Origin of the sequence: Sphingomonas oleivorans, assembly GCF_003050615.1 — a bacterium.
Classification (GTDB): domain Bacteria; phylum Pseudomonadota; class Alphaproteobacteria; order Sphingomonadales; family Sphingomonadaceae; genus Sphingomonas_H; species Sphingomonas_H oleivorans.
Map to the genome: position 1 here is coordinate 63,139 of NZ_NWBU01000006.1, position 22,553 is coordinate 85,691.

Genomic DNA, 22,553 nt, shown 5'->3' on the forward strand with positions numbered 1-22,553 from the left:
CGAGGGGAATGAAAGGCATGCGCATCGGGATGGCGATGGCGAGCGGCATAGTTGCCGTCTTCGGCACGCTGGCGAACGCACAGGAGAAGCCGGGCTTCAAGGACACGCCGATCCTGCCCGGCGGAACATGGCATGTCCACGATCCGGACCGCCCGGCGCCTGCCGTGGTGACGCCCGCTGCCAAGCCGGGCGGCGCGCCGTCCGACGCCATCATCCTGTTCGATGGTACGTCGCTCGACGCCTGGCGGGGCGAGCGGGGGCCGTGGATCGTCGAGAAGGGCATATTGACGGTTCCGCCCCGCTCCCAAAGCGGCGGCGAGAACAACCTCGTCACCAAACAGGATTTCGGCGACGTCCAGCTGCATCTGGAGTTCCGCTCACCCTCCCCACCGCAGAAAAGTTCGCAGGACCGGGGCAACAGCGGCGTCTGGTTCATGCAGCGCTACGAGGTTCAGATCCTGGATGGCTACCAAAACCCGACTTATGCCGACGGAACGGTGGGGGCGGTCTATGCGTGGAAGCCGCCGCTGATCAATCCGTCCCGACGACCCGGTGAATGGCAAAGCTACGACATTATTTTTGAACGTCCCCGCTTCGCAGCTGACGGCAGTTTGATGCGACCTGCCTATGTCACCGTCCTGCTGAACGGCGTGTTGGTGCAGAATCATCAGGCGATGCTGGGCAGCACGGTATGGCGCAAGATCGCGCAATATGAGCCTCATGGCGACAAGGCTCCGATCCAGTTGCAAGACCATGATTCCCCGGTGTCGTTCCGCAACATCTGGGTCCGCCCGCTTCCCGAAGCAGCCATCGCGCAGGATCTCGGGAGGGCAGGGCAGTGATCGGCCGCAGGACAGCGCTGGCCGGCATGGTCGCCATGTTCGGAACGCAGCTTTTCGCCCCGATCGCTAGGGCGGCGGGCGTCTTCCCCGCAGGTCCGGTGCCCGTCATCAGCCAGGGCGCGCCGAGCATCCAGGTCTTCACGCCCTCGCAACATGCGCTGATGACAGCGCTCAGCGAACGGATCATTCCCACGACCGATACCCCGGGCGCGATCGCCGCAGGCGTGCCAGCCTATATCGAAAAGCTGCTGGCCGACTGGGCGGCGCCCGACGACCGTAAGCCGATCGTCGCCGGGCTGGACGCGATCGAGGCGCGCAGCCTGCGCGATTATAAGCTGCCGGCCAGCCGCGCCACCCCCGAGCAGCAGGACGCGCTGCTCACCCTGGCGATGAACAAGGAGATACCGCATGGCGAGGATTTCTTCGAAGCATTCCGCCAGCTGGTCATAGTCGGCTACTACACGTCGGAAATAGGCATCACGCAGGAATGCGAATATTTGCCGGTGCCCGGCGAATATAACGGCGCCTTTCCCTATTCCCAGGTCAACAAAGTCTACTCCGCATGATCACCGGTCGTCGCAATTTCATGGCGGGTGCCGGTGGTGTCGCGGCACTGGCCTGGCTGCCCTTTGGTGCCGAAACCGCCGCGGCGGCGCGGATCAAGACAATCGGCCTCCAACTCTACACTGTGCGCGAGATGTTCGCGGCCGATCCGGTCGGCACGCTCCAAAAAGTCGCCAGGATCGGCTATCGTGAGGTGGAATATGGCGGCGGGGGATATGACGCCATGGACCATCGCCTGCTGCGCCGGACGATGGACCGGCTGGGCCTCAAATGCCCCTCGATCCATCTCAGCTATGATGCGCTGATCGACCGGTTCGATGCCTGCGTTGATATCGCCAAGACGCTGGGTGCCGACACGATCGTCCTGCCCTACATGGTCGATGCACATCGCACCGCCGAAGCGTGGCAAACCACGCTGCTCAATTTCAACCGTTTTGCCGAGCAGTTGAAAAAGGTCGGGCTGGGCTTTGCCTACCATAATCACGATTTCGAATTCACCATCAAACCCGGCGGCGTCAGCCTGTTCGACCGGCTGGTCAAGGAGGTGGACCCCGCGCTCGTCAAGATCGAGCTCGATCTTTACTGGGCCATTCATGCGGGGCAGGATCCGCAGGCGCTGATCCGCAGGCTCGCGGGCCGCATCTATTCCTATCATGTCAAGGACATGCGCGCCGATCGCAGCATGACGTCGGTGGGAGCCGGAACGATCGATTTCGCCGGCATCTTCAAGCTGAACGAGATGGCCGGCGTGCGGCATTTCTATGTCGAAAACGACCAGTCGCCCGCTCCCTACATAGCCGACATCAGCAAGAGCTTCGAGACGCTGCGCGCATTGCGCTTCTGACTTGCATCGAAGAGGAGAGGATCAACATGGCATCGACCGACAGGTTCGACGCAATAGTCATCGGTTCGGGCATAAGCGGCGGCTGGGCCGCGAAGGAACTGACCGAGAAGGGGCTGCGCGTCCTGATGCTGGACCGCGGCTTCATGGTGGAGCATGGCGAAGGCTATACCTATGACGGCAAGCCCGCCTATGAAGTGCCGGCGCGCAACATCATGCCGAAGCCGCTGGAGGAAAGCGATTATTTCATCGCAAAGCACGGCTATGTAGCGCCCAGCAACCAGGCTTTCTACAATAATGATCGGCTGAACCCCTATGCCTATGACGAGAGTAGCAAATTCTACTGGATCCGGCCCGCTGCGGTAGGGGGCAAGTCGCTCATCTGGGGGCGCTGGTGCTTTCGCTGGAGTCCCGACGATTTCGAGGCGAACAAGCGGGAAGGAATCGGCGGTGACTGGCCGATCCGCTATGACGACCTGGCACCTTGGTACGGCTATGTCGAAAAATATGCCGGCGTGTCGGGATCCCGGGAAAATCTGCCCTATTTGCCCGACAGCGAATTTCAGCCGCCGATGCCGATGAACGTGGCGGAAAAATGGATGAAACAGCGGCTGGAGACGGAATTTCCCGGTCGCAAGCTGATCCATGCCCGTCTGTCCAACATGACGGAGGACAAGCCGGAGCAGAACCGCACCAAATGCCAGTTCCGCAATCAATGCCGCAATGGCTGTTCCTTCGGCGCCTATTTCTCGACTCAGGCTGTGACATTGCCCGCAGCGCGCGCGACCGGGCGCCTCACCTTGCGCTCTGACGCGGTGGTCACCGGCCTCGACTATGACCCGGGGACCAGACGGGTCACGGGCGTCCGGTTCATCGACGCCAAAACGGGCCAGGCGGAGGCGGTGAGTGCACGGCTCGTCTTTCTCTGCGCGTCGGCCATGGCGTCGACGCAAATCCTCATGAACTCACGTGCGCCGGGCAGCGGTCGCAGCCATTTCGATTCGAGTGGTACGCTAGGCCGTTATGTCATGGATCATATCCTGCGCGTGGAAATCAGCGGCGATATTCCCGGAATGGAGGAATATATCGAATATGGCCGCCGGCCCGGCGGCGTATATGTGCCTCGCTTCCGCAACATCGGCAAGGACGACGGGGTAGGCTTCAGGCGCGGTTACGGCTATCAGGGCAGCGCCCATCGCGAACCTGCCGAACCGGTCGGTTTCGGCGCATCCATGAAGCAGGGCATGCGGCGCTATGGCGGGTGGAAATTCAGCTTCGGGGCCTTTGGCGAATGCCTGCCCTATGAGGACAATCATGTGTCGCTCCATCCCGACAAGGTCGATCGTTTCGGCGTTCCCCTGATGCGGTTCAACGTCACGTTCCGCGACAATGAGCTTCGCATGATGGCCGACGCGCGCGAGGAGGGCGAAAAGATGCTGCGCAAGGCCGGGCTGCAGAATGTCAAGAGTGAGGAAAAGGAGCATGTGCCCGGCGACGCCATCCACGAAATGGGCGGCGCGCGTATGGGGACGGATCCGCGCGCATCGGTGCTCAATCGCTGGAGCCAGGCGCATGACGCAGCCAACCTGTTCGTCACCGACGGCGCGCAGATGGCTTCCATATCCTGCGTCAATCCTTCGCTGACGTTCATGGCCTTGACCGCGCGTGCCGCCGATCATGCAGTCAGGGGGCTAAGGGAGGGCATGATCTGATCGGCAAAGGGGATGCCATGACCTCTCCGCTCGCGGGCTATGAAGATGCGGGGAACACGCTATGAGGGGCGGGGAGGGAATGGACCCGATGGCGAAACGAAGACGGCATGCCGTAACGATCCGCGCGGTGGCGGAACGGGCGGGTGTGTCCGCCATGACCGTGTCCAACGTGGTTAATGGCGCCGGCCGTGCGAGCGCCGCCACCGTCGCAACGGTACATGCGGCGATCGCGGAGCTGGGATATGTGCCTAACTTGACCGCAAGGCGGCTGGCCAAGGCGCGGGCCACCACCGTAGGCCTTGTCTACAGCGACAGGCGCACGCCGTTTCTGGATGCCGTGCTGGTCGGCACGCTGCGCGCGACCAATGCCCATGGCCTCCAGCTGATCCTGCGCGACGGGGAGGGCGTGACCAGGGGCGAGGCGGAGGGCATCGCCAGGGATCTGGTGCGCAGCGGCGCCGACGCGCTTCTGCTCATTCCGCCTTTCGCGGAACTGCTGAGCGGGTCTGCCGTCCTTGCTAAGCTGGGCGTGCCGGTGGCGGCCATCGCAACCGGGACTGCACTGCCCGACGTCACGACCGTCAGAATCGACAATCGCGCGGCGATGTTTTCCATAACCGAACGGGTCATCGCGAGGGGGCATCGCCGGATCGCCTATGTCGCCGGTCCCGATCACTATAGCGTAGTGGCGGCCAGGCTCGAAGGCTTCCGCGATGCTCTGCGGAAACATGCCATCGCCGAAGATTCGCAGCTATTGTTGCATCACAGCGAATTCGACTATGCATCGGGCGTTGCTGCGGGGCGGGTGCTTCTGGAGCGGCATGACCGGCCGACGGCAATCATCTGCAGCAGCGACGATCTGGCTGCGGGCGTGATCGCGCAGGCGAACCGCACGGGCCTGCGACTGCCAGTCGACCTTGCGGTGACGGGATTCGACGACACCATCCTGGCGTCGCGCATCTGGCCGCCGCTGACTGTGGTGCGCCAGCCGGTGGAGGACATGGCCTTTCGCGCGACCCAATGCCTGATCGCTGCGCTGGGCAAAGCCGACGACGCCGGCGCGCCGAGCGACGAAATCTTCGATCATGACATATTGGAGCGCGAATCCACGTCGGTCACCATGCCGTGCACAGGCGATCCGCCCCGGTGCGATGCCTGACCGTCCATCTTCACCGGATGGAGTCCTGTTCTCCGCCATTGTTGCAAAGGGAACAGTGCTATGGAGACCAGCCGGAGGGAAATTGCCGCGATGATCCCGCTTGGCGGCGCGAGCGCTGCACTTTCCTCCTCCATTGCGGCCGTGCCTCCAATCGAGGCGAACTGGTACGCCATGTGTTCATTTGCCTAGGTGGCGTGGACAAATTTGAGCCAGTATCTGGCGATGGCGATATGGACCATTCCGAGGAAGTTGTTAGCCAGTTGGTCGTAGCGGGTGGCAATGGCGCGGTTGATCTTGAGGTGGCCGAACATGCGCTCGATGCGGTTGCGCTGCTTGTAGAGCGCCCGGTCATGCTCGATCTTCACCCGGCGATTTGATCGGCCGGGAATGACGGCCTCGATCTTCCGTTCGGCAAGGTCGGCACGGATGGCGTCGGCATCATAACCCTTGTCTGCAAGTAGAGCGTCTGGCGCGCGCTCGGGCAGATCGATCAGGGCGTCATATGCCTTACAGTCTGCCGCTTCGCCGCCCGTCAGGTGGAAGGCGATTGGTCGTCCGAGGGCATCAGCCAGGCAGTGAAGCTTACTGGTGAACCCGCCCCGCGAGCGGCCAAGAGCGCGTTGATGAGTCCCCCTTTTCCGCCCGCTGCCGAGACGTGGGCGCGAACTGTGGTGCTGTCGATGCTGTAATGGCCGCTGTCCGCCATGATCTCGGCCAGCGTTACCGCCACGGTTTCCCAGACCCCGGCTTCGCTCCAGCGTCGGAAGCGGCGATAGATGGTGTTCCAGCTGCCATATTTGGGCGGAACGTCTCGCCATGGCGCACCGCACCAGAGCCGCCAGAGTATGCCGTTGATGATCGCACGGTTCTGCTCAGGTCGCCTGCCTCGGCCACGATTTTCAGGCTCGATCGGCAGCAAGCCCTTCAAAATACGCCATTCCGCTTCAGTTAGATCGCCTCGGCTCAAGCCCGCTTCCAAAAAGCAGCCTTGAATCAACCTCATTGCCTTGCGTCAACCTCGCCCTGCACCGCCATCAGCAGATGGCCTGACAGATTGATTGCGAAGGCCACCATTTTGCGAAATAAGTCCGCCGATGACCGTCATGCCGATAAACGAAACCGTGCCAAAGGCATCGACGTTGAAGCTGGCGGTAATGGGATTCCTGACCCTCTGGTGTCCCTATATTTTCGTGTGGCTCATTCAAAAGCCAGAATACCCAAGGACCTTCCGTCGAGTTTTCACCGCGTGGGCGATCTTCTGGTGCGTCTGCGCAGTTCTGTTCTTCGTTGTGCAATTCGTAACGGGCGATTACCCCCGATAGCTAAGGCCGCTTGAAACCCTGAATTTGTCCACGCCGCCTAGCATTACAGTTGCATATTGGATTGGAGATGAGCTTTGCGTGCGGCGACTTGATGCGCACGCCGCCAACAAGGCCATGCGATGATGCGAGCTGGTTCGATACGACGCTGCGCAAACTTGCCAGCCCAAGAGCTGAAATGATGGTCCGGCTTGATCCCCAGAACATAGGCTTTGCAAGCGTGCCGCAAGGCCATTTCGATATGCCGACGCCATACACTGCGTCCGCTGCGACCCAAGAGAAGGGAACATTCGCCGCCAACGCGCGGCATATCATCTGAACAGCCAACGCCGGCTTGGTGGCAAAAGTCGCGCCGTCGGGGACGTGGGTAGCGGCAAGCCGCGCGGGATCTCCGGTCCAACTCTTGGGCAGGTATAGCGCTCGATCAAAGCGTGCCCTGGAGCGGACACATGAGCCGAAAATGCAACTGTAACGCTAATCCGAGGCGCAATATCCCTGCGCCACATCCGTGATATGCTTCATCCAAATCACGATTGGCCCGGGCGCAATAGTCTTTGTCCCATCTGATGCAGGCATTGTAGAAGCGAAATATTAATAAAGTGCCTGGATCGGCCGAATATTAAAAATGGAATGCGCTCGAGATTGACTCTCTGCGGACAAGGCGGCTGCCCGGTCCAATTGCGCTTTGGTTGTCCTTATAATTCACTCAACTTTTTAGGCCATTGCCGAACTGTGCGGGCCAATTGAAGGGATCATGCAAGTGGAAGCGTCCATTGCCTTGAATGAACTCGATCCTCAAATCGCTGCTTTCATTGCGCAAATGGGAAAGGGATGGGCGCAGCATAAGGCGCTGGATACCGTATCGTTTCCCGAAGCGCGCCATATCGCCGAACAGGTTCGCGCGCCATGGATCCAGGGCGGGCCCCAAATGGCGCTTACGACAGAGCTCGCAATTCCTTTTGGCGAGGATACCATACCCGTTCGAATTCATCGGCCCATCAAAGATGCCGGCGCTCTGCCTGCCCTTGTCTATCTGCATGGGGGCGGCTGGACGATCTTCAGTATCAACACGCATGATCGCCTGATGCGCGAATATGCCTCGCGCGCCGGAATTTGCGTGATCGGCGTCGATTATTCGCTGTCGCCGGAAGTGCGGTTTCCGCGCGCGCTCGAGGAAACGATCGAAGTGGTCCGTTGGCTGCGGCGCCACGGCGGCGAACAGGGCATCGATCCCGATCGGCTTGCAACGGGCGGCGATTCAGCCGGAGCAAATCTCGCCATTGCGACAGCAATTCATCTGCGCGACGCGGAGCAGCCGCAGGCGGTGAAGGCAATGCTGCTCAACTACGGCGCCTTCGACACGGATTGCCACAATGCGTCCTATGAGCGGTTTGGCGGACCCGCCTTCATGCTCGGCGGCCAGGAGATGGAAGATTTCTGGAAAAATTATCTTGGCGAGGATTTCGGCAAGCGCCTGCCTTTGGCCTGTCCGCTACATGCCGAGCTATCCGGGTTGCCGCCCGCATTCCTGTGCATTCCGAATTGCGACGTGCTTCTCGACGAAAATCTGGAAATGGAAAAGCGGCTTCGCGCGGCAGGCGTGGACACAACAGCCAGGATCTATGAAGGCGCATCGCACAGTTTCTTGGAAGCCGTGTCGATCGCCGAGGTCGCCGACCGTGCCCTGAGCGAAGCCTCTGAATGGCTGGATGAAAGCTTGCGCCGTTAGGGCCTGTTTGAGGACGGGGCGGCTGAGGCCGGCTCGCATTATAGTATAGTCCTGCCGCCGGGTTTCGATCAGCCGCTGCGCCTTCGCGTTCGTGGCGAACCCGTGCAGGTCGAGTGTAACCGCGTGCGATTGCCATTCCGGAACGAACCCTCCCGGAATGGCAATCATAACGGACGGCAGGGCGCCCGGCGGAAACTCTTTCTGCAATGCCGGACAAGATCGGTGCTGCGAACGGCATTAGCGTGCCGATGCTGCTCGCTTCCCGATTGCGAAAGGAATGCCTCATGCCGGTGCTCGCTTCCCTCCCTCCGGTCACGACCGCGGCGGCGTGGCGCGGCGATCGTCTGAGCGAGAGCGAGGAATGGATCTATCGCCTATCCGAGGCGCAGGTCGCCGAGCTGGAGGGGCTGGGCCGGCGCTTCGTCGAGGCGGACCCGGACCTGCGGAGCGTGACCGCGGACGAATATCCGCTGATCGAATGTGCCGAGGCGGTCGCGTGCTGGGGCAGGGACGTCGATTATGGGCGGGGCTTCGTGCTGGTGCGGGGGCTGCGTACGCATCTCTATTCGGACGCGCTGTCGGCGGCGATCTATTACATCCTCGGGCTGCACATGGGCGATCCCATTCGCCAGAATGAGATGGGCGACCTGATCGACCATGTCTATGCGACATCGGATAAGACGATGGACGATCCGACCGCGCTGTCGTCGAAAGTGCGCGACAAGCTCGTCTATCATTCCGACAGTTCGGACGTGGTGGCGCTGATGTGCCTGCGCCCGGCCAAGGCAGGGGGCGCATCGTGCCTCGTCTCGGGTGCGGAGATCTATAACGAGATCCTGCGCCGGCGTCCGGACCTCGCGCCGCTGCTGCTGGAGCCCTTCCACTGGGACTGGCGGCGGCAGGACCATAATGCACCCGCCGACACCTATCAGTCGCCGATCGTCAGCATGGTCGACGGTGTGTTCAGCATGTATGCCGGCTCGCTCTACATCCTGACGGCGCAGGAATATCCGGGCGTGCCGCAGCTCACCGCCGATCAGATCGAGGTGCTGCGGCTGTTCGACGAGATTACCTATGAGCCCGGCATGGCGATCGAGATGGATTTCCGCCCCGGCGATATCCAGTGGCTTTCCAATTATGCCGCGCTGCATGCGCGGACGGCGTTCACCGACTATCCCGAGCCGCAGCGCAGGCGGCATCTGCTGCGTCTATGGCTGAGCCGGCAGTCGGGGCGGCCGGTGGTGCCGGGCTTCGGCAAGAACGGCGTGGTGCAGCATCGCGCCGCGCCGCGGGACGGCGGGGCGGAGCATCCTGAGGGACATTTTGATATTCTGTCCGTGTCGGTGCCGCGGCTGATTTCCTGAGCGGTGCGCAAGACGGGCCAAGCGCCCGTTCGCGCGTCAGTCCGGAAAGGCGGTCGAGAGCGACAGCGCGGACCAGCGGTCCATCTCGGCCATCACCAGATCGAAATGCTCGCGGCTATGGCGCAGCGCATCCTCGCCCAGGAACAAGTGGACGGGCGGTTCGGGGGCATCGAGCGCGTCGAGGATCGCGGCGGCGGCGCGGGCGGGATCGCCACGCTCCTGACCGCGCGACGCGGCGAGGATGCGCTTCGAATTTCGCGCGCCATCGTCATAGTCGGGGATGGTGCGCGCGGCTTCGGCGAGCGCGGGGCCGGCGAAGCCGGTGCGGAAGCCGCCGGGCGCGACATTGGTGACGCGGATGCCGAGCGGCGCAACTTCCTGCGCAAGCGTCTGGCCGATGCACTCCATCGCATATTTGCTGGCGCCATAGATGGCGGTCCCCGCCCAGGGCGCGAAGCCGCTCATCGAGGTGATGTTCACGATATGGCCGGCGCGGCGCGCGCGCATCGCTGGAAGCACCGCCTGGATCATGGCGATCGGGCCGAACAGGTTGACCTCGAAGAGCGCGCGCGCCTGATCGAGATCGGTCTCCTCGATCGCGCCGACCAGGCCATAGCCGGCATTGTTGACCAGCCGGTCGATCGTGCCGAGCGCATCCTGGGCGACGACGACCGTGTGAGCGGCCGCGCCGGGCTCGGCAAGGTCGAGGAAGAGGCCGGTGGCGCGGCCGGGCGCCAGCGCCTCGAAGGCGAGGCGATCCGCCTCGCGACGCGTGGTGCCCACCACCCGGTCGCCGCGGTCGAGCGCCGCGCTCGCCAGCGCCCGGCCGAGGCCGCCGCTTACCCCCGTAATCAGCCAGTTGGTCAACTATGTCCCCCCGATGCGCAATGGGGTGTAGGATAAGAGACGCGGATAGGCCCGCTCTTGCCGGAGGTGGCCACAAAAGTTGGCGCGCCGCGCATCTGGCCGGATCGAGCTTGCGGGCGGGCGTCCGGCCATGCTCGTCTTGGCTCCTTGCGGAATAGGGGGAGCGCGATGGCGATCCAGATTCTCGGTTCCATCAATATCGACCTCATCGCCTCCGTTGCGGCGCTGCCCCGGCCGGGTGAGACGGTTCTTGCCCATGAGACGGTGCGCCTGCCGGGCGGCAAGGGCGCGAACCAGGCGGTGGCGGCGGCGCGCATGGGGGGCTCGGCCGCGATGTTGGCCGCCGTGGGGCGGGATGAGGCCGGCGGCTGGATGATCGGAAATTTGCGGGCCGAAGGGGTGGACGTATCCGGCGTGCAGGCCTTGGACGAGGTGGCGACGGGCACCGCCTTCATCGCCGTCGATGCATCGGCGGAGAACCAGATCATCGTGGCGGCAGGGGCGAATGCGCGGATCGAGCCGCGGCTCCTGCTGCCGCCGGCCGTCGACACGCGGGTGCTGCTCGCGCAGCTCGAGGTGCCGGTCGCCACAATATTGGCATTCTTCACGGCGGCCGGGGCGAAAGGCCGGTGCCGGCTCCTGAATGCCGCGCCGGCGCTGCCCGAGGCAGCCGCCCTGTTCGCCGAGACCGATATATTGGTCGTGAACCAGCATGAGCTGGTGCATTATCTGGGCCGCTCGCACGCTCCGGCGGGACCGGAGGAGGCGCTTGCCGCGCGGGCGTTGCTCACCGCCCCGGATCAGGTGGTGGTGGTGACGCTCGGCGCCGGGGGCGCGGTGGCGGTGCGCATCGACGGGCATTTCCATGCGCCGGCCGTGCCGGTGGTGCCGGTCGACACGATCGGGGCCGGAGACTGTTTCGTCGGCGCGCTCGCGGCGCTGCTCGACGAGGGGCGGTCGGTGGAGGCGGCGCTCCCGGTCGCCAACGTTGCCGCGGCGTTGTGCACGCTGGCGCGAGGGGCGGCGCCGGCGATGCCGCGGCGCGCGGCGGTCGAGGCCTTTCTCGACGGCGCAACAGAACATGCGCGCACGATCAAGAAGCGGGAAGGAGCCGCGATAAGCTGACCGGACTAGAGCATTTTCAAGTCGGGCGGAATCGCCTGGCGGCTCGGAAAATGCGGGAAACAAAGGGGAATTGGAGCATGTTGTGATTAGATCTAATCACAACATGCTCTAGAGCGGGGTTTGCTGGCGATGACGACCGAGTTCGAACCGACGCCTTTCGGTCTGCCTTCGGATGGAGGCGGCAAGGATCTGGGCGTGTTCATGCCGATGGCCAATGGTGGCTGGATCCTGTCCAAGAATGCGCCGCCCCTCGATGGTTCCTATGCGTATAACCGCAAGGTCGCGTTGCTCGCCGAGGAGGCGGGGCTCGACTTCATCATGTCGATGGCGAAATATCGCGGCTATGGTGGCGAGACGCATCACTGGGAAAATACGCTCGATCCTACCGCAATGATGTCCGCGCTGGCCGAGGCGACCAGCCGGGTGAAGGTGTGGACTACCGTCCATACCATCCTCCAGAACCCTGCCGTCGTCGCCAAGATGATCGCGACGCTCGATCAGATCAGCAACGGCCGTGCCGGGCTGAATGTGGTGACGGGCGCCTATAAGGGCGAATTTTCGCAGATGGGCGCCTGGCCCGAGGGGATCGATCACGATGCCCGCTATGATCTCGCCTATGAGTGGATCCGGGCGATCAAGGCGCTGTGGACCGAAAAGTCGGTGACCATGCACGGCCAATATTTCACGCTGGACGACTGCATGTCCGATCCCAAGCCCTCGACGCGGCCGTTCCTGGTGTGCGCAGGGACGTCGAAGAAGGGGATGCGCTTCACCTCCGAGGAGATGGACGCGATTTTCCTGTCGGGCGGCGACCCCAAGGAACTGGCCGAGGCGAGCCGGCGGGCCAAGGACGACGCCGCCGAGCTGGGCCGCACCGTGCGCACCTATTCGATGATGACGGTGGTGTTCGGCGAGACCGACGCCGCAGCGCAGGCCACCGCCGAGCATTTCCGCGCCGGGCTCGACGAGGAGGCGCTCAAGGGCATGATGCGCGCCTATGGCTTTCTCGACAGCGAGATCGGCAAGGAGAATGCCTTCGTCGCCAAGAGCCGATCGACCTTCATGGCGCCGCATGTGCTCGGCACGCCGGCGACGGTGGTCGAGCAGCTGGGCGAGCTGTTCGAGGTTTCGGGCATCGATGGGCTGATGCTGATCTTCCCGGACTATATCGCCGGGCTGCCGATCTTCGGACAGGAAGTGTTGCCGGCGCTGCGCGCGCGCTTTCCTTCCAGGCTGCAGGTCGCCGCGCATGCCTGAAGTGGCGGAGCTGCCGCATGTCGCGGCACCGGCGCTGGCGGAGATGCTGCCGCCCGAGCGGAGCGCGCTGGTGGTGATCGACATCCAGACCGACTTTGCGGCGCCCTTCGGGCTGCTGGGGCAGGTCGGCGCAGATATGGCGACGGTGGAGCCGGCGATCGACCGGATCGAAAGGCTGATTGTGGCTGCCCGGGGCGCGGGGGCGACGGTGGCATTCATGCGCGTCGTCACCCGCGAGGAGACCGACTCCCGGGCGCTCAAGACGCTGATGCAGCGGCGCGGCATGCCCGGCGGCGAGGCGATCTGCCGCGCCGAGGGCGGGGGGGCGGATTATTATCGTGTGATGCCGGAACCGGGCGACATCGAGATCGAGAAGCTGATGTTCAACGGCTTCCACGGCACCGATCTCGACCAACAGTTGCGCGCGCGCGGGATCGACACGCTCGTCCTTACCGGGATCAGCACCGATTGCTGCGTCGATGCGACGGCGCGCGACGCCTTCCATCGCGACTATCATGTGTTCGTCGTGTCGGATGCCTGCGCCGCCTATGAGCCCGATCTGCACAGCGGCACGCTCAACGTGCTGGCGAAGAACTGCGCGCTGCTCGTCACGGCCGATGCGGTCGAGGCGGTCTGGGCGTGAAGCTGGGCGTCGTCACCTTTTTCGCGCAGAATATCGATGCGCCGGCGCTGCCCGGTGCCGTCGCGGTCGACATGGAAGGGGCGCTCGTTTCGCAACATGGCTGATCTTCCCGAGCCCTTCCCGCAGGCGGCCATGCCTGCCTTCGCCCATCCTTCCGCCGCGCCCTATGCGATCGGCGCCGAGGAGCGTGACGCGATCGCCGCCGCGATCGATCAGGACGAGCTGGTCGAGCTGGCGCTGACGCTGGGAAACATCCCCAGTCCGTCGCGCAGCGAGGCGGCGGCGGCCAGCTTCGTGTTCGACTGGATGGCGCATGAGGGCTTCCGCCCGCGCCGCGTAGGCGCCACGCCCGATCGGCCCAACATCGTCGGCGAATATGGCGGCGCCGGCACCGGCGCGAACCTGCTGTTCACCGCGCATCTCGATACCGAGAGCCCGAGCGGCATGCCTGAGCAGGACGCATTCCGCTATCGCGCCTCGACGCTTGCCGATCCCGAATGGACGAAGTGCTGGCTGGAGGATGGGCAACTCCGCGGCTATCCGATCTCGAACGACCGGGGGCCGATGGCGTGTTTCCTGATCGCGACCAAGGCGCTGCGCCGCGCCGGGATCGGCCTTGCCGGCAAGACCTGGCTCACGGCATGTCCGGGCGAAATCGGGCCCGAGCCGATCGAGGAGTTCGCCGGTGTCGGGTTCCTCGGCAAGGATATCGGGGCGCATTATCTGTTTCACCATGGCGGAGTGGCGCCCGATTATGCGATCGCGGCGGAAGGGACCGATTTCGGCCTGACCTGGCAGGGCTGCGGCTATGCCCTGTTCCGCATCCGCATTTACGGGCGCGGCCTGTTCACGCCGGTCCTCGATACGCCCGAGGCTGCGACGGAGCATCCCAATCCGATCTATCGACTGGGGCCGGTCATCGACGCGATCCATCGCTGGAGCCGGCAATGGGAGCGCGACAGCGTGTATGAGCGGGCGGGCGGGCTTTCGCAGCCCAAGGTGCAGCTCGCCTCGGTGCGCGGCGGCATTCCGTTCGATTTCGGCGCGGGCACGGAAGTCTGTGCGCTCTATCTGGATGTGACGCTCGGGCCGCAGCAGAAGGCGGCCGACGCCTATCACGGCATCGTCGCGGCGATGCGCGGCGTCGATCTGGAAGGCTTCGATGTCGAGCCGGTGGTCGTGCGGCATGGCTTCGAGGCCGAAGCGGCCCAGGTCGCTCCGCTGGCCGGTGCGGTGGACGCGGCGACGCGGCTTGCGCGCGGAGCAGCCGTCGAACGGGCGCATCCGGTCTATTCGAGCATGTGGCGCGACCATAATGTCTTCAACATGCATCGGATTCCGGCGATTACCACCGGCATGCCGCGCTGGCGCCCGACGCCCGAAGACATGGCCTCCAGCGCGCTGATCTATGCGCTCACCATGCTCGCGGTCTGCGGGCGCGGGCCGGTGGAGCAGCGCGGGCAGGGCGCCTCGACGGTCTATGGCGACGCCCCATTTTGAGACGGGCCATTATATCCGAATTGACGGCTTTCGTTACGCTCGCCTAGCCTATGTCCGTGCAAGAGGAAGATCGGCGGCAAGGAGCTGGCTGCCGGTCCTTAGGGGATCGGGTTAATCGATTGCGTTTCACGACCAATGCCTATCCCAAGGAACAACGCCGCGATGCCTGGCGCTTCGCGCTTCAGCGACTTTCAATCACGCTCGACGCAGCGGACGACGCCTCGCTCTACGGCGAGTTGATCCATTTCAAGAGTAGCGTCGGGATCGATTTCATCCGGCTGACCGCCACGTCGCAGAGCTATACGATCGATTTCACCATCCAGCCCGGCTCCTTCTGGCTGGCGATGCTGCTCGACGGCACCGCGCAGATGACCGACGGGACCGAGACTTTCGACCTTCTCGATGGCGAGATGGTCTGCGCGCGCGGCGATGCGGCGGCGCGACATTTCTTTCCAGGCGACCATCGCCTGCTGATCGTGCGGATCCCGCAATCGGTGCTCACTCCGCGGCTGAAGACGCCGCTGCCGGAGCGGCCGCGCAAGATCTCCTCGGAAGGCGGCGGGGCGCGGGTGTTCGGCGGCATGTTGCGTTCGCTCGCCGACACGATCGGCGAGATCACCACCGATCAGGCGCGGCCGGTGGAACTGGCGCTGCCTGAATTCCTGCTGACCAGCCTGCTCGACAACGCCCCGCCCCGCGCGCTGGGTGGGGCGGCGGGCATGCGCGCGGCGCTGCTCGAGCGGATCTTCCAAACGATCGAGATGCGGCTGAGCGACCCCAATCTCAATTACCAGCAGGTTGCCAGCGAACATGGCATTTCGCCGCGCTATTTGCAGAAGCTGTTCGAATCGATCGACGACAGCTTCGGCCATTATGTGAAGGTGCGGCGGCTGGAGCGGTGTCGGCTCGACCTGCGCAGCCCGCTGCATGTGCAGAAGTCGATCTCCGACATCCTGTTCCAATGGGGGTTCAACGACTCCGCCTCGTTCAGCCGGGCGTTCCGCGAGCAATATGGCGTGTCGCCGCGCGAATATCGCAAGACGCCGCCCAGCGACGAGCCGCGCGCCGATCCACCGCGCCGAGGCCGGCCGACCGCCACACGCGATCGGACGCGATCGCCGCTGCTCGAGATCGAGGAAGAAGGCGAACTGGAGGCGGAAGCCGAGCGCGAGCTGCCGATCGGCCAGCCGGTGCGGCACCACTATCTGCCGGTGAGTCCGGAAACGATCCATTGGGGCTATTTCAGCCGCGCGCTGAAACCGGCACTGCAGGTCCGCTCGGGCGATTTCGTGACCGTGGAGACGCTGACCCACCACGCCAATGACGATCCCGAGCGGATGGTGGAGGGCGATCCCGGTGCGGAGAGCGTCTATCGCTGGGATGCCGAGAGCAGGGCGGTCGAGCGCCGCGGTGCGGGGCCGCTCGATGCCAGCGCCCTGGGGCGGGGGCCGGGCGAGGGCTTTGGCGTCCATATCTGTACCGGGCCGATCGCGATCCAGGGGGCGATGCCCGGTGACGTGATCGAGGTGCGTATCCTCGACCTGAAGCCGCGGCTCAGCGGCAATCCCAAATTTTCGGGGAAGGCGTTCGGCAGCAATGCGGCAACCTATTGGGGCTTTCATTATGACGACTTGCTGACCGAGCCGAAGCAGCGCGAGGTGATCACCATCTACGAGGTGGAGACCGGCTCTGCGCGGCCGCCCTTGGCACATGCCGTCTACAGCTATCGCTGGACGCCGCAGGTCGATCCATCGGGCCGAACGCATGCGCGCTACGACTATCCGGGCGTGCCCGTGAACCCGGCCACGGTTGAGCGCAATTACGACATTCTGCGCAATGTCGAGATCCCGATCCGGCCGCATTTCGGCGTGATCGCGCTGGCGCCGGCCCATGCCGGGCTGGTGGATTCGGTCCCGCCGGCGTCGTTCGGCGGCAATCTCGACAATTGGCGCACGGGGCCGGGCTCGCGAATCTTCCTGCCGGTGCAGGTGCCAGGGGGACTGTTGTCATTGGGCGATCCGCATGCGTCGCAGGGGGATTCGGAATTGTGCGGCACGGCGATCGAATGTTCGATGACCGCGCTGATCCAGCTGATCCATCATCCGGCCGGCGAGCTGCGCGAGCAGTTGCGCGACCTGGATTATCCGTTGATCGAAACGGCGGACGAATGGGTGATCATGGGCTTCAGCCACCCCGATTATCTGAAGGAGCTGGGCGAGGACGCGCAGAGCGAGGTCTATAAGCGCTCGTCGATCGACGCGGCGATGCGCGATGCGTTCAGGAAGGCGCGGCGGTTTCTGATGACGACCAAGGAACTGACCGAGGACGAGGCGATCTCGCTGTTGTCGGTGGGGGTGGATTTCGGGATCTCGCAGGTGGTGAACGGCAATTGGGGGGTGCATGCCGTGATCCGGAAGGCGCTGTTCACCGCTTGAAGCGCAGGCTTGAGGCGATCAGAAGGGCTTGTCGCCTGCCACCGTGACGCGAAAGCCCGAACGGACTTCCGGGAAATAGTCCCACACCGCGAAATGCTGGGTGCAGCGATTGTCCCAGAAGGCGACTGAATGCTTCTGCCACCGGAAGCGGACCTGGAAATTGGGGTTCTTCACATGCTCGAAGAGGAAGGCGAGCACCGCATCGCTTTCCTCCTTGCTCAGCTCGGGGATGCGGATGGTGTAGGACGCATTGACGAAGAGGCATTTGCGGCCCGTCACCGGATGCGTGCGCACCACCGGATGGGTGTTGCAGGGATAGGTTTTGGTCGGATCGTTGACGATCGGGCGGTAGACATGTTCGCCGTCATGGATCGCGGTCAAAGGGTCCAGGAATGCCTTCATCGCCGGCGACAGCGCGTTATAGGCGGCGTACATGCTGGAGAATAATGTGTCGCCGCCATGATCGGGCAGCGTGTGCATGTAGAGGATGCTGCCCATCGGCGGCTCGGCATTGCAGCTCAGATCCGAATGCCAATTCTCGCCGGCGACGAATTTGCTGTTCTCGTCGGCATGGATGGCGACGATCTCGGGGTGATCGGGCAGGCCCGCCACGCCCGAATGGATGGCGAGCTCTCCGAAGGCACGGCCGAGGCATTTGTGGCTCTCATGCGTGAGCGGCTGATCGCGGAAGAAGATCACCTGATGCTGCATCAGCGCATCGTGCAGCTCGCTCACTTCATGGTTGCCGAGCGGCCGGTTCAGATCGATGCCGAAGATCTCGGCACCGATGCGTTTGGTCATCGGGCGAACGTCAAGCAGCTCATATGGCATGGCGCGTCTCCTCAACGGGCAGGGATCGGATTGCCGCCGCGCGTAATTCCGGGCGATCATGGCGCGGGCAGCGTGCCCGGTCTTGTCTGCCGATGCCCGATCGCTTGTCCGCAGGCGATGTGCGAAAGGGGGATCGCTTGGCCGATCCGGCCGATGCGCCTGGCAGACCATCGGGGAAGGGCAGGCTCAGACGTCGCGGACACTGCCCTTGTTCGGGAAGATGCCGCGATCGATCCGCACATGGATGCCCTGCGTGCCATCGACAACCTGCGTCACGCCGAAATCGGCGGCGATGCTCATCAGCGAATAGCCGTCGACGCGCGACAGGCCCTGATGCTCGGTCAGCAGGTGGAGCATGTCGAGCGAGGCGTTCTTCATTGCCTGGTCCAGATCCTCGCCGAAGCCGTGCACGATCCAGCAGTTATCGGTCTCGAGCAGCGGCGAGGGGAATTGGAAGTCCTTGCGCAGGATGATCTGGAAGAGGACGTCGAGCGAGGCTTCGATCGCCGTGCCGCTGATCTCGCCGTCGCCCTGGCTGACATGCGGGTCGCCGATCGAGAAGAGGCCGCCTTTCACCTGCACGGGATAATACATGCGCGCGCCCGCGCCGATCCGCCAATTGTCGATATTGCCGCCGTGCAGGCCGGGTGGGATGGTGCTGACCGGCATGTTGACCGCAGGCGCGACGCCGGCGGTGCCGAGATGCGGACGCGCCGGCACGGTGATGCCCGGGAGCGCGGGCTGGCGATCGCATTCGGGGCAATGGGTGATGCGGCCGGGGACCATATATTTATCGGGGATGTCATAAGCGTAGAGCGCGCTTGCCGTATTGGCATTGGGATCAAGCTGATAGATCGTCACCCGCTCAGTCTCGCCGAACTCCTGATAGAGATGGCCCCAATTGGCCTGGAGGTTCGAGCCATAGTTGTAGCGCGGCACCATCTGGAAATAGCGCACCTCCAGCATGTCGCCGGGCTCGGCGCCCTCGACATAGATCGGACCGGTCATGATGTGGCAGCCGGGCGCGCGGGTCTCGGGGGCGATCTCGTTGAAGATGCGGCGGATGTCGTCGTCCATCATCAGCGTGGGATCGTCGCCGGCATGATGCGTGACCGCCTGCGCCTGGATCAGGTCGCCGCTCTTGACCGTCAGCGCGGGCCTGATCTCGGGGGAGAAATAGCCCCAGTGGACCGTCTCGGGCGTCGCCCGCAGGCGATGCAGCGCGGTCGGCTGAACGTCGTTGCGGCGTGTGCCAAGATCACAGATCAACGCCATGAATATCCCCCATGTTGCGAAAGCAGGAATGCGGCGCTCAGGCGGCGCCGATCAGGATGCTCGTCATGCTGAGCGATTTATATTGGATGAAATCGGGCCCGAACCGCGCGCTCTCGCCCGGATGACGCGCGCCCAGCACATAGAGCAACGGCCAGAAATGGTCGGGGCTGGGGACTGAGAGGCGGGCGTCGTCGCCCAGATCCTCGAACTCGATCACGTCTTCGGGCCGGTCCTCGGCGATCGCTTCGAGCATCGCGGCATTGAACCGCGCGGCCCAGGGATAGGGTGGGGCGGTCGCATTGCTCCAGTCCATCGCCGGCAGGTTGTGGACGATGTTGCCGGTGCCCATGACGAGAACGCCCTCGTCGCGCAGCGGGCGCAGCGCGCGGCCGATTGCCCAATGCGCGGCGGGCGGCTTGGCCATGTCCATGCCGAGCTGCACCACCGGAACGTCGGCATCGGGATAGGCATGGACCAGCACCGACCATGTGCCGTGATCGAGACCCCAGCCATGGTCGATCGCGACCGGCATCGGCTCCAGCAGCTTGCGGATGCGATGCGCCAGCAGCGGATCGCCGGGGGCTGGATATTGCACGTCGAACAGCGCCTGCGGGAAGGCACCGAAATCATGAATCGTGCGCGGCTGGGCCATGGCGGTCACTGCGGTGCCGCGCGTCAGCCAGTGGGCGGAGATGCACAGGATCGCCTTGGGCTTGCCGATCTCGGCGGCAATCCTGCCCCAGCTGCGGGTGACGTCGCTCGTCTCGAGCGCGACCATCGGGCTGCCATGGCCGAAGAAGACGATCGGGAGCCGGCTCATGCGGTCGGGCCATTCAGGAAACCGCCCGGGCCGCGGGACTTGGGGTGGAGAGCATCGCTTCCGCCGCGCATCGCCATCATCACTCTGACTGTCCCCTGATGTCTGTCGGCTGTGAGGCTAGGTTCGGGGCCGTGCGACGGTCTTGTACGGGTGCGCACAAGATGTTGTTCCGCTTGAAATCACGCATCGTCATTCGCGGGTGAAGCTGTCCGGGATCTGTGGATTCTCGCCGGCCTTGCCCCACAGCACGATCTCGTTGCCCCAGGGATCGGCGAAGGCATGGTTGTAGCCGTTGAACTCCGACCAGTAATGATCGCGCCACAGGATGGTGGCGCCGAGCTTTTCGGCGGCCGCGAGGATGCGGTCGGCGGAGTCGTCGTCGCCGATCAGGATCCAGATGCGCGGCTTGCGGCCGTCGGTCGAAAGCGTGCGGGGGCCGACACCGGCCGGATCGGGATGCGGCCGGGCATTGGCGGCGTCGAAGATACCGAGATGCAGGTTGCCGATCGCGCTCTCGCTCCCATCCTTGTTGAGGAAGAAGCCGCCCGGCACCATGCGGTGATAGACGCCCTCGGGCCGCGCGTCGTTCTGCCAGCCGAACAGCTCGGCATAGAAACGGCCGGCGGCGGACGGATCGTCCGAGGCGAGATCGACGAAGATCAACGTGTTCGGCATGCTGCCCTCTCTTTTCGTGGAGGCGGGAGGGGTATCAGTCCCGGCCGGTTCGGCTCTGTCGGCGAGCGCCCAAAAGCTTGACGGGACGCGTCGGGAGTGGGGGGCGGCTGAATATGACGCGTGAACTGCTCGATGCAGCCATCAGTTGTTGAAGGGCTCTGCATTAGCCTCTCCCATGGAGAGGAGGGGCTTTTTCACTCGATTATGACGCCGTCCGTGCCTTCAGTTCCGTTACCGGCGCCGAGGGGCCGCGCCGCCGGCCCCATTCGCTCCAATAGCGCTCGACCAGCCATAGATTGAATTGGCGCTGGGCGCCTTCCTGCCAGCTATAGCGGCCGCGTGGGGCGAACTTCGAGTTCAGGCCCTGCTGCACCAGCAGGTCGACATGCAGATCCTGCTCGACGATCTCGCGCACCGCATCCTCGTTCATGCGCATCTTATGCGCATAGAGCGGGTCCGACAGTGCGTCGGGATGAAGCAGCGTGCCCATCGTCAGGGCGTGCCGCTCCGCCGACTGGGCGTCGAGGATCAGATAGAGCACCATGTCGCTCATGATCACCATCGACAGGCTTGGCGGCAGGTTTACGAACAGCAGCCGGTTGCGCTCCTCGTCAGTGAGCCTGGGGAGCACGGGAAAGACCGCCTTCAGCGTCGGGTTGAAGCTCGCATCCTGGTGCAGCGAGCCGTTCAGCCGGTAATAGCCCGCCGTGTCGGCGGGCAGCTCGGGGAAGCTGGCGAGCGAACTCGGGACAATGTCGTGCAGCGGGCCGGCGTGCAGGCGGTTGGCATGATATCCGTCATTATTGTTCTCGAACATCACTTTCCAGTTCCACGCATAGGGCATCGGCGCTCCGGGGCGCGGCCCGCGCAGGCTTGCAAAGTCATAGTTCGCGACCACGTCCTCCAGTGCGGCGAGGCGTGGCGCGAGCGGCAGCGCCTCGGGATCGAAGTTCACGAAGACGAAGCCGTGCCACATCTCGATCCTCAGCTTGGGTAGACCATATTTGGCCTTGTCGAAATTGCACGTCCTGTTCATCGCCGGCGCGCCGACCAGCCCGCCGTCCAGGTCATAGGTCCAGTGGTGATAGGGGCAGACGAAGGAGCGCGTGTTGCCGCTGCCTTCCGCCACCAGCATCGCCCGATGCTGGCAGACCGACGACATGGCGTGGACTATGCCGTCCCGGTCGCGCGCGATCACCAGCGGCTCGCCCGAATGGGTGGCGGTGAAGAAGTCGCCTGGATTTTCCACCCATTCCTCACGACCCACGCAAAGCCATTCGCGCAGGAAGATCGCCTCCTTCTCGAAGCGGAAGAACTCTTCGCTGGTATAGCAGGCGGGAGGGAGCGTCTCGGCTTCCTCGATCTCCTTCACCGAGCTGGCGAAGCTGTCGAAGAATTGTTCGGTCAGGAGTGTCATATCGTCACCTCATGCCTTTGCGGGGCCGCCGGCCGCCATCATCCTCACAGTATCGATCACGGCACCAGCGCCGCCGCGCGCGCTGTCGTCTGCCGAGCGGAAGGGGGCGGGCCGGGGGGCAAGCAAAATAGCAGGCTGCACATGGGAATGGCTCAAATGGATCCATCCGCGACGCAAG

19 protein-coding genes and 1 pseudogene are annotated in these 22,553 nt (G+C 64.0%); 12 read left to right on the forward strand and 8 right to left on the reverse strand.

Annotated elements, in window-relative coordinates; genetic code table 11:
* Window positions 1–8: 8 nt before the first annotated feature.
* From CLG96_RS07905 to CLG96_RS07925, 5 genes are all read left to right on the forward strand, one after another.
* Complete coding sequence (locus tag CLG96_RS07905) at window positions 9–842, forward strand: 3-keto-disaccharide hydrolase (protein ID WP_107967344.1); 834 nt, start codon at window positions 9–11, stop codon at window positions 840–842.
* Entirely contained in the window at window positions 839–1,408 is a 570-nt protein-coding gene (locus tag CLG96_RS07910; RefSeq protein ID WP_107967345.1) for a gluconate 2-dehydrogenase subunit 3 family protein, read from the forward strand. Before CLG96_RS07905 ends, CLG96_RS07910 begins: the two co-directional genes overlap by 4 nt.
* Window positions 1,405–2,250 carry a sugar phosphate isomerase/epimerase family protein gene (locus tag CLG96_RS07915; RefSeq protein WP_107967346.1) on the forward strand — a complete coding sequence of 282 codons (846 nt, stop codon included), beginning with the start codon at window positions 1,405–1,407 and terminating at the stop codon, window positions 2,248–2,250. Before CLG96_RS07910 ends, CLG96_RS07915 begins: the two co-directional genes overlap by 4 nt.
* 26 nt (window positions 2,251–2,276) lie before the next feature.
* Window positions 2,277–3,959, forward strand: coding sequence for a GMC family oxidoreductase (locus CLG96_RS07920; protein ID WP_107967347.1), 1,683 nt, complete (start codon window positions 2,277–2,279; stop codon window positions 3,957–3,959).
* An 88-nt stretch (window positions 3,960–4,047) separates the two neighbouring features.
* Complete coding sequence (locus CLG96_RS07925; protein WP_107967404.1) at window positions 4,048–5,118, forward strand: LacI family DNA-binding transcriptional regulator; 1,071 nt, start codon at window positions 4,048–4,050, stop codon at window positions 5,116–5,118.
* Window positions 5,119–5,303: 185 nt separating this feature from the next.
* On the opposite strand, the gene CLG96_RS07930 is transcribed toward CLG96_RS07925, so the two are convergent.
* Together CLG96_RS07930 and CLG96_RS07940 are read right to left on the reverse strand one after the other, a co-directional pair.
* A protein-coding gene (locus CLG96_RS07930) for an IS5 family transposase (RefSeq protein ID WP_207796638.1) occupies window positions 5,304–6,085 on the reverse strand; the annotation gives its coding sequence in 2 pieces (ribosomal slippage) (window positions 5,304–5,761 and window positions 5,761–6,085; 783 coding nt in all).
* Between the two features lie 518 nt (window positions 6,086–6,603).
* Window positions 6,604–6,881 (reverse strand): annotated as a pseudogene (locus CLG96_RS07940) (transposase); the annotation flags it as partial.
* Window positions 6,882–7,191: 310 nt separating this feature from the next.
* Between CLG96_RS07940 and CLG96_RS07945 the strand changes: the two are divergent.
* Together CLG96_RS07945 and CLG96_RS07950 are read left to right on the forward strand one after the other, a co-directional pair.
* On the forward strand, window positions 7,192–8,166 hold the full coding sequence (locus CLG96_RS07945; RefSeq protein WP_107967349.1) for an alpha/beta hydrolase fold domain-containing protein: 975 nt from the start codon (window positions 7,192–7,194) through the stop codon (window positions 8,164–8,166).
* Between the two features lie 284 nt (window positions 8,167–8,450).
* Complete coding sequence (locus CLG96_RS07950; protein ID WP_107967405.1) at window positions 8,451–9,530, forward strand: TauD/TfdA family dioxygenase; 1,080 nt, start codon at window positions 8,451–8,453, stop codon at window positions 9,528–9,530.
* Between the two features lie 36 nt (window positions 9,531–9,566).
* On the opposite strand, the gene CLG96_RS07955 is transcribed toward CLG96_RS07950, so the two are convergent.
* Window positions 9,567–10,397 (reverse strand): oxidoreductase, encoded by an 831-nt coding sequence (locus tag CLG96_RS07955; RefSeq protein WP_107967350.1) that lies wholly within the window; start codon window positions 10,395–10,397, stop codon window positions 9,567–9,569.
* 168 nt (window positions 10,398–10,565) lie between these two features.
* Here CLG96_RS07955 and CLG96_RS07960 point away from each other — a divergent pair, with 168 nt between their 5' ends.
* The 5 genes from CLG96_RS07960 to CLG96_RS07980 all read left to right on the forward strand — a co-directional run bounded on the left by CLG96_RS07960 (window position 10,566) and on the right by CLG96_RS07980 (window position 17,357).
* The gene (locus tag CLG96_RS07960; RefSeq protein WP_107967351.1) at window positions 10,566–11,522 is read left to right on the forward strand and encodes a ribokinase; all 957 of its coding nucleotides are present in this window, start codon (window positions 10,566–10,568) and stop codon (window positions 11,520–11,522) included.
* 129 nt (window positions 11,523–11,651) lie between these two features.
* A complete protein-coding gene (locus tag CLG96_RS07965) occupies window positions 11,652–12,779 on the forward strand; it encodes an LLM class flavin-dependent oxidoreductase (RefSeq protein WP_107967406.1) in 1,128 nt (375 codons plus the stop codon).
* The gene (locus tag CLG96_RS07970; protein WP_107967352.1) at window positions 12,772–13,422 is read left to right on the forward strand and encodes a cysteine hydrolase family protein; all 651 of its coding nucleotides are present in this window, start codon (window positions 12,772–12,774) and stop codon (window positions 13,420–13,422) included. Before CLG96_RS07965 ends, CLG96_RS07970 begins: the two co-directional genes overlap by 8 nt.
* 96 nt (window positions 13,423–13,518) lie before the next feature.
* A complete protein-coding gene (locus CLG96_RS07975; protein WP_243395690.1) occupies window positions 13,519–14,922 on the forward strand; it encodes a zinc-binding metallopeptidase family protein in 1,404 nt (467 codons plus the stop codon).
* A gap of 119 nt (window positions 14,923–15,041) precedes the next feature.
* Window positions 15,042–17,357, forward strand: coding sequence for an acetamidase/formamidase family protein (locus tag CLG96_RS07980; RefSeq protein ID WP_243395691.1), 2,316 nt, complete (start codon window positions 15,042–15,044; stop codon window positions 17,355–17,357).
* A gap of 18 nt (window positions 17,358–17,375) precedes the next feature.
* Here CLG96_RS07980 and CLG96_RS07985 read toward each other — a convergent pair whose 3' ends face one another.
* The 5 genes from CLG96_RS07985 to CLG96_RS08005 form a co-directional block, all read right to left on the reverse strand.
* A complete protein-coding gene (locus CLG96_RS07985) occupies window positions 17,376–18,188 on the reverse strand; it encodes a TauD/TfdA dioxygenase family protein (protein WP_107967354.1) in 813 nt (270 codons plus the stop codon).
* A 186-nt stretch (window positions 18,189–18,374) separates the two neighbouring features.
* The gene (locus CLG96_RS07990) at window positions 18,375–19,463 is read right to left on the reverse strand and encodes an acetamidase/formamidase family protein (RefSeq protein WP_107967355.1); all 1,089 of its coding nucleotides are present in this window, start codon (window positions 19,461–19,463) and stop codon (window positions 18,375–18,377) included.
* A 37-nt stretch (window positions 19,464–19,500) separates the two neighbouring features.
* A complete protein-coding gene (gene ygiD, locus CLG96_RS07995) occupies window positions 19,501–20,283 on the reverse strand; it encodes a 4,5-DOPA-extradiol-dioxygenase (protein ID WP_107967356.1) in 783 nt (260 codons plus the stop codon).
* Between the two features lie 189 nt (window positions 20,284–20,472).
* The gene (locus CLG96_RS08000) at window positions 20,473–20,958 is read right to left on the reverse strand and encodes a VOC family protein (protein WP_107967357.1); all 486 of its coding nucleotides are present in this window, start codon (window positions 20,956–20,958) and stop codon (window positions 20,473–20,475) included.
* 202 nt (window positions 20,959–21,160) lie between these two features.
* The gene (locus tag CLG96_RS08005; RefSeq protein WP_107967358.1) at window positions 21,161–22,375 is read right to left on the reverse strand and encodes an aromatic ring-hydroxylating oxygenase subunit alpha; all 1,215 of its coding nucleotides are present in this window, start codon (window positions 22,373–22,375) and stop codon (window positions 21,161–21,163) included.
* Window positions 22,376–22,553 lie beyond the last annotated feature (178 nt).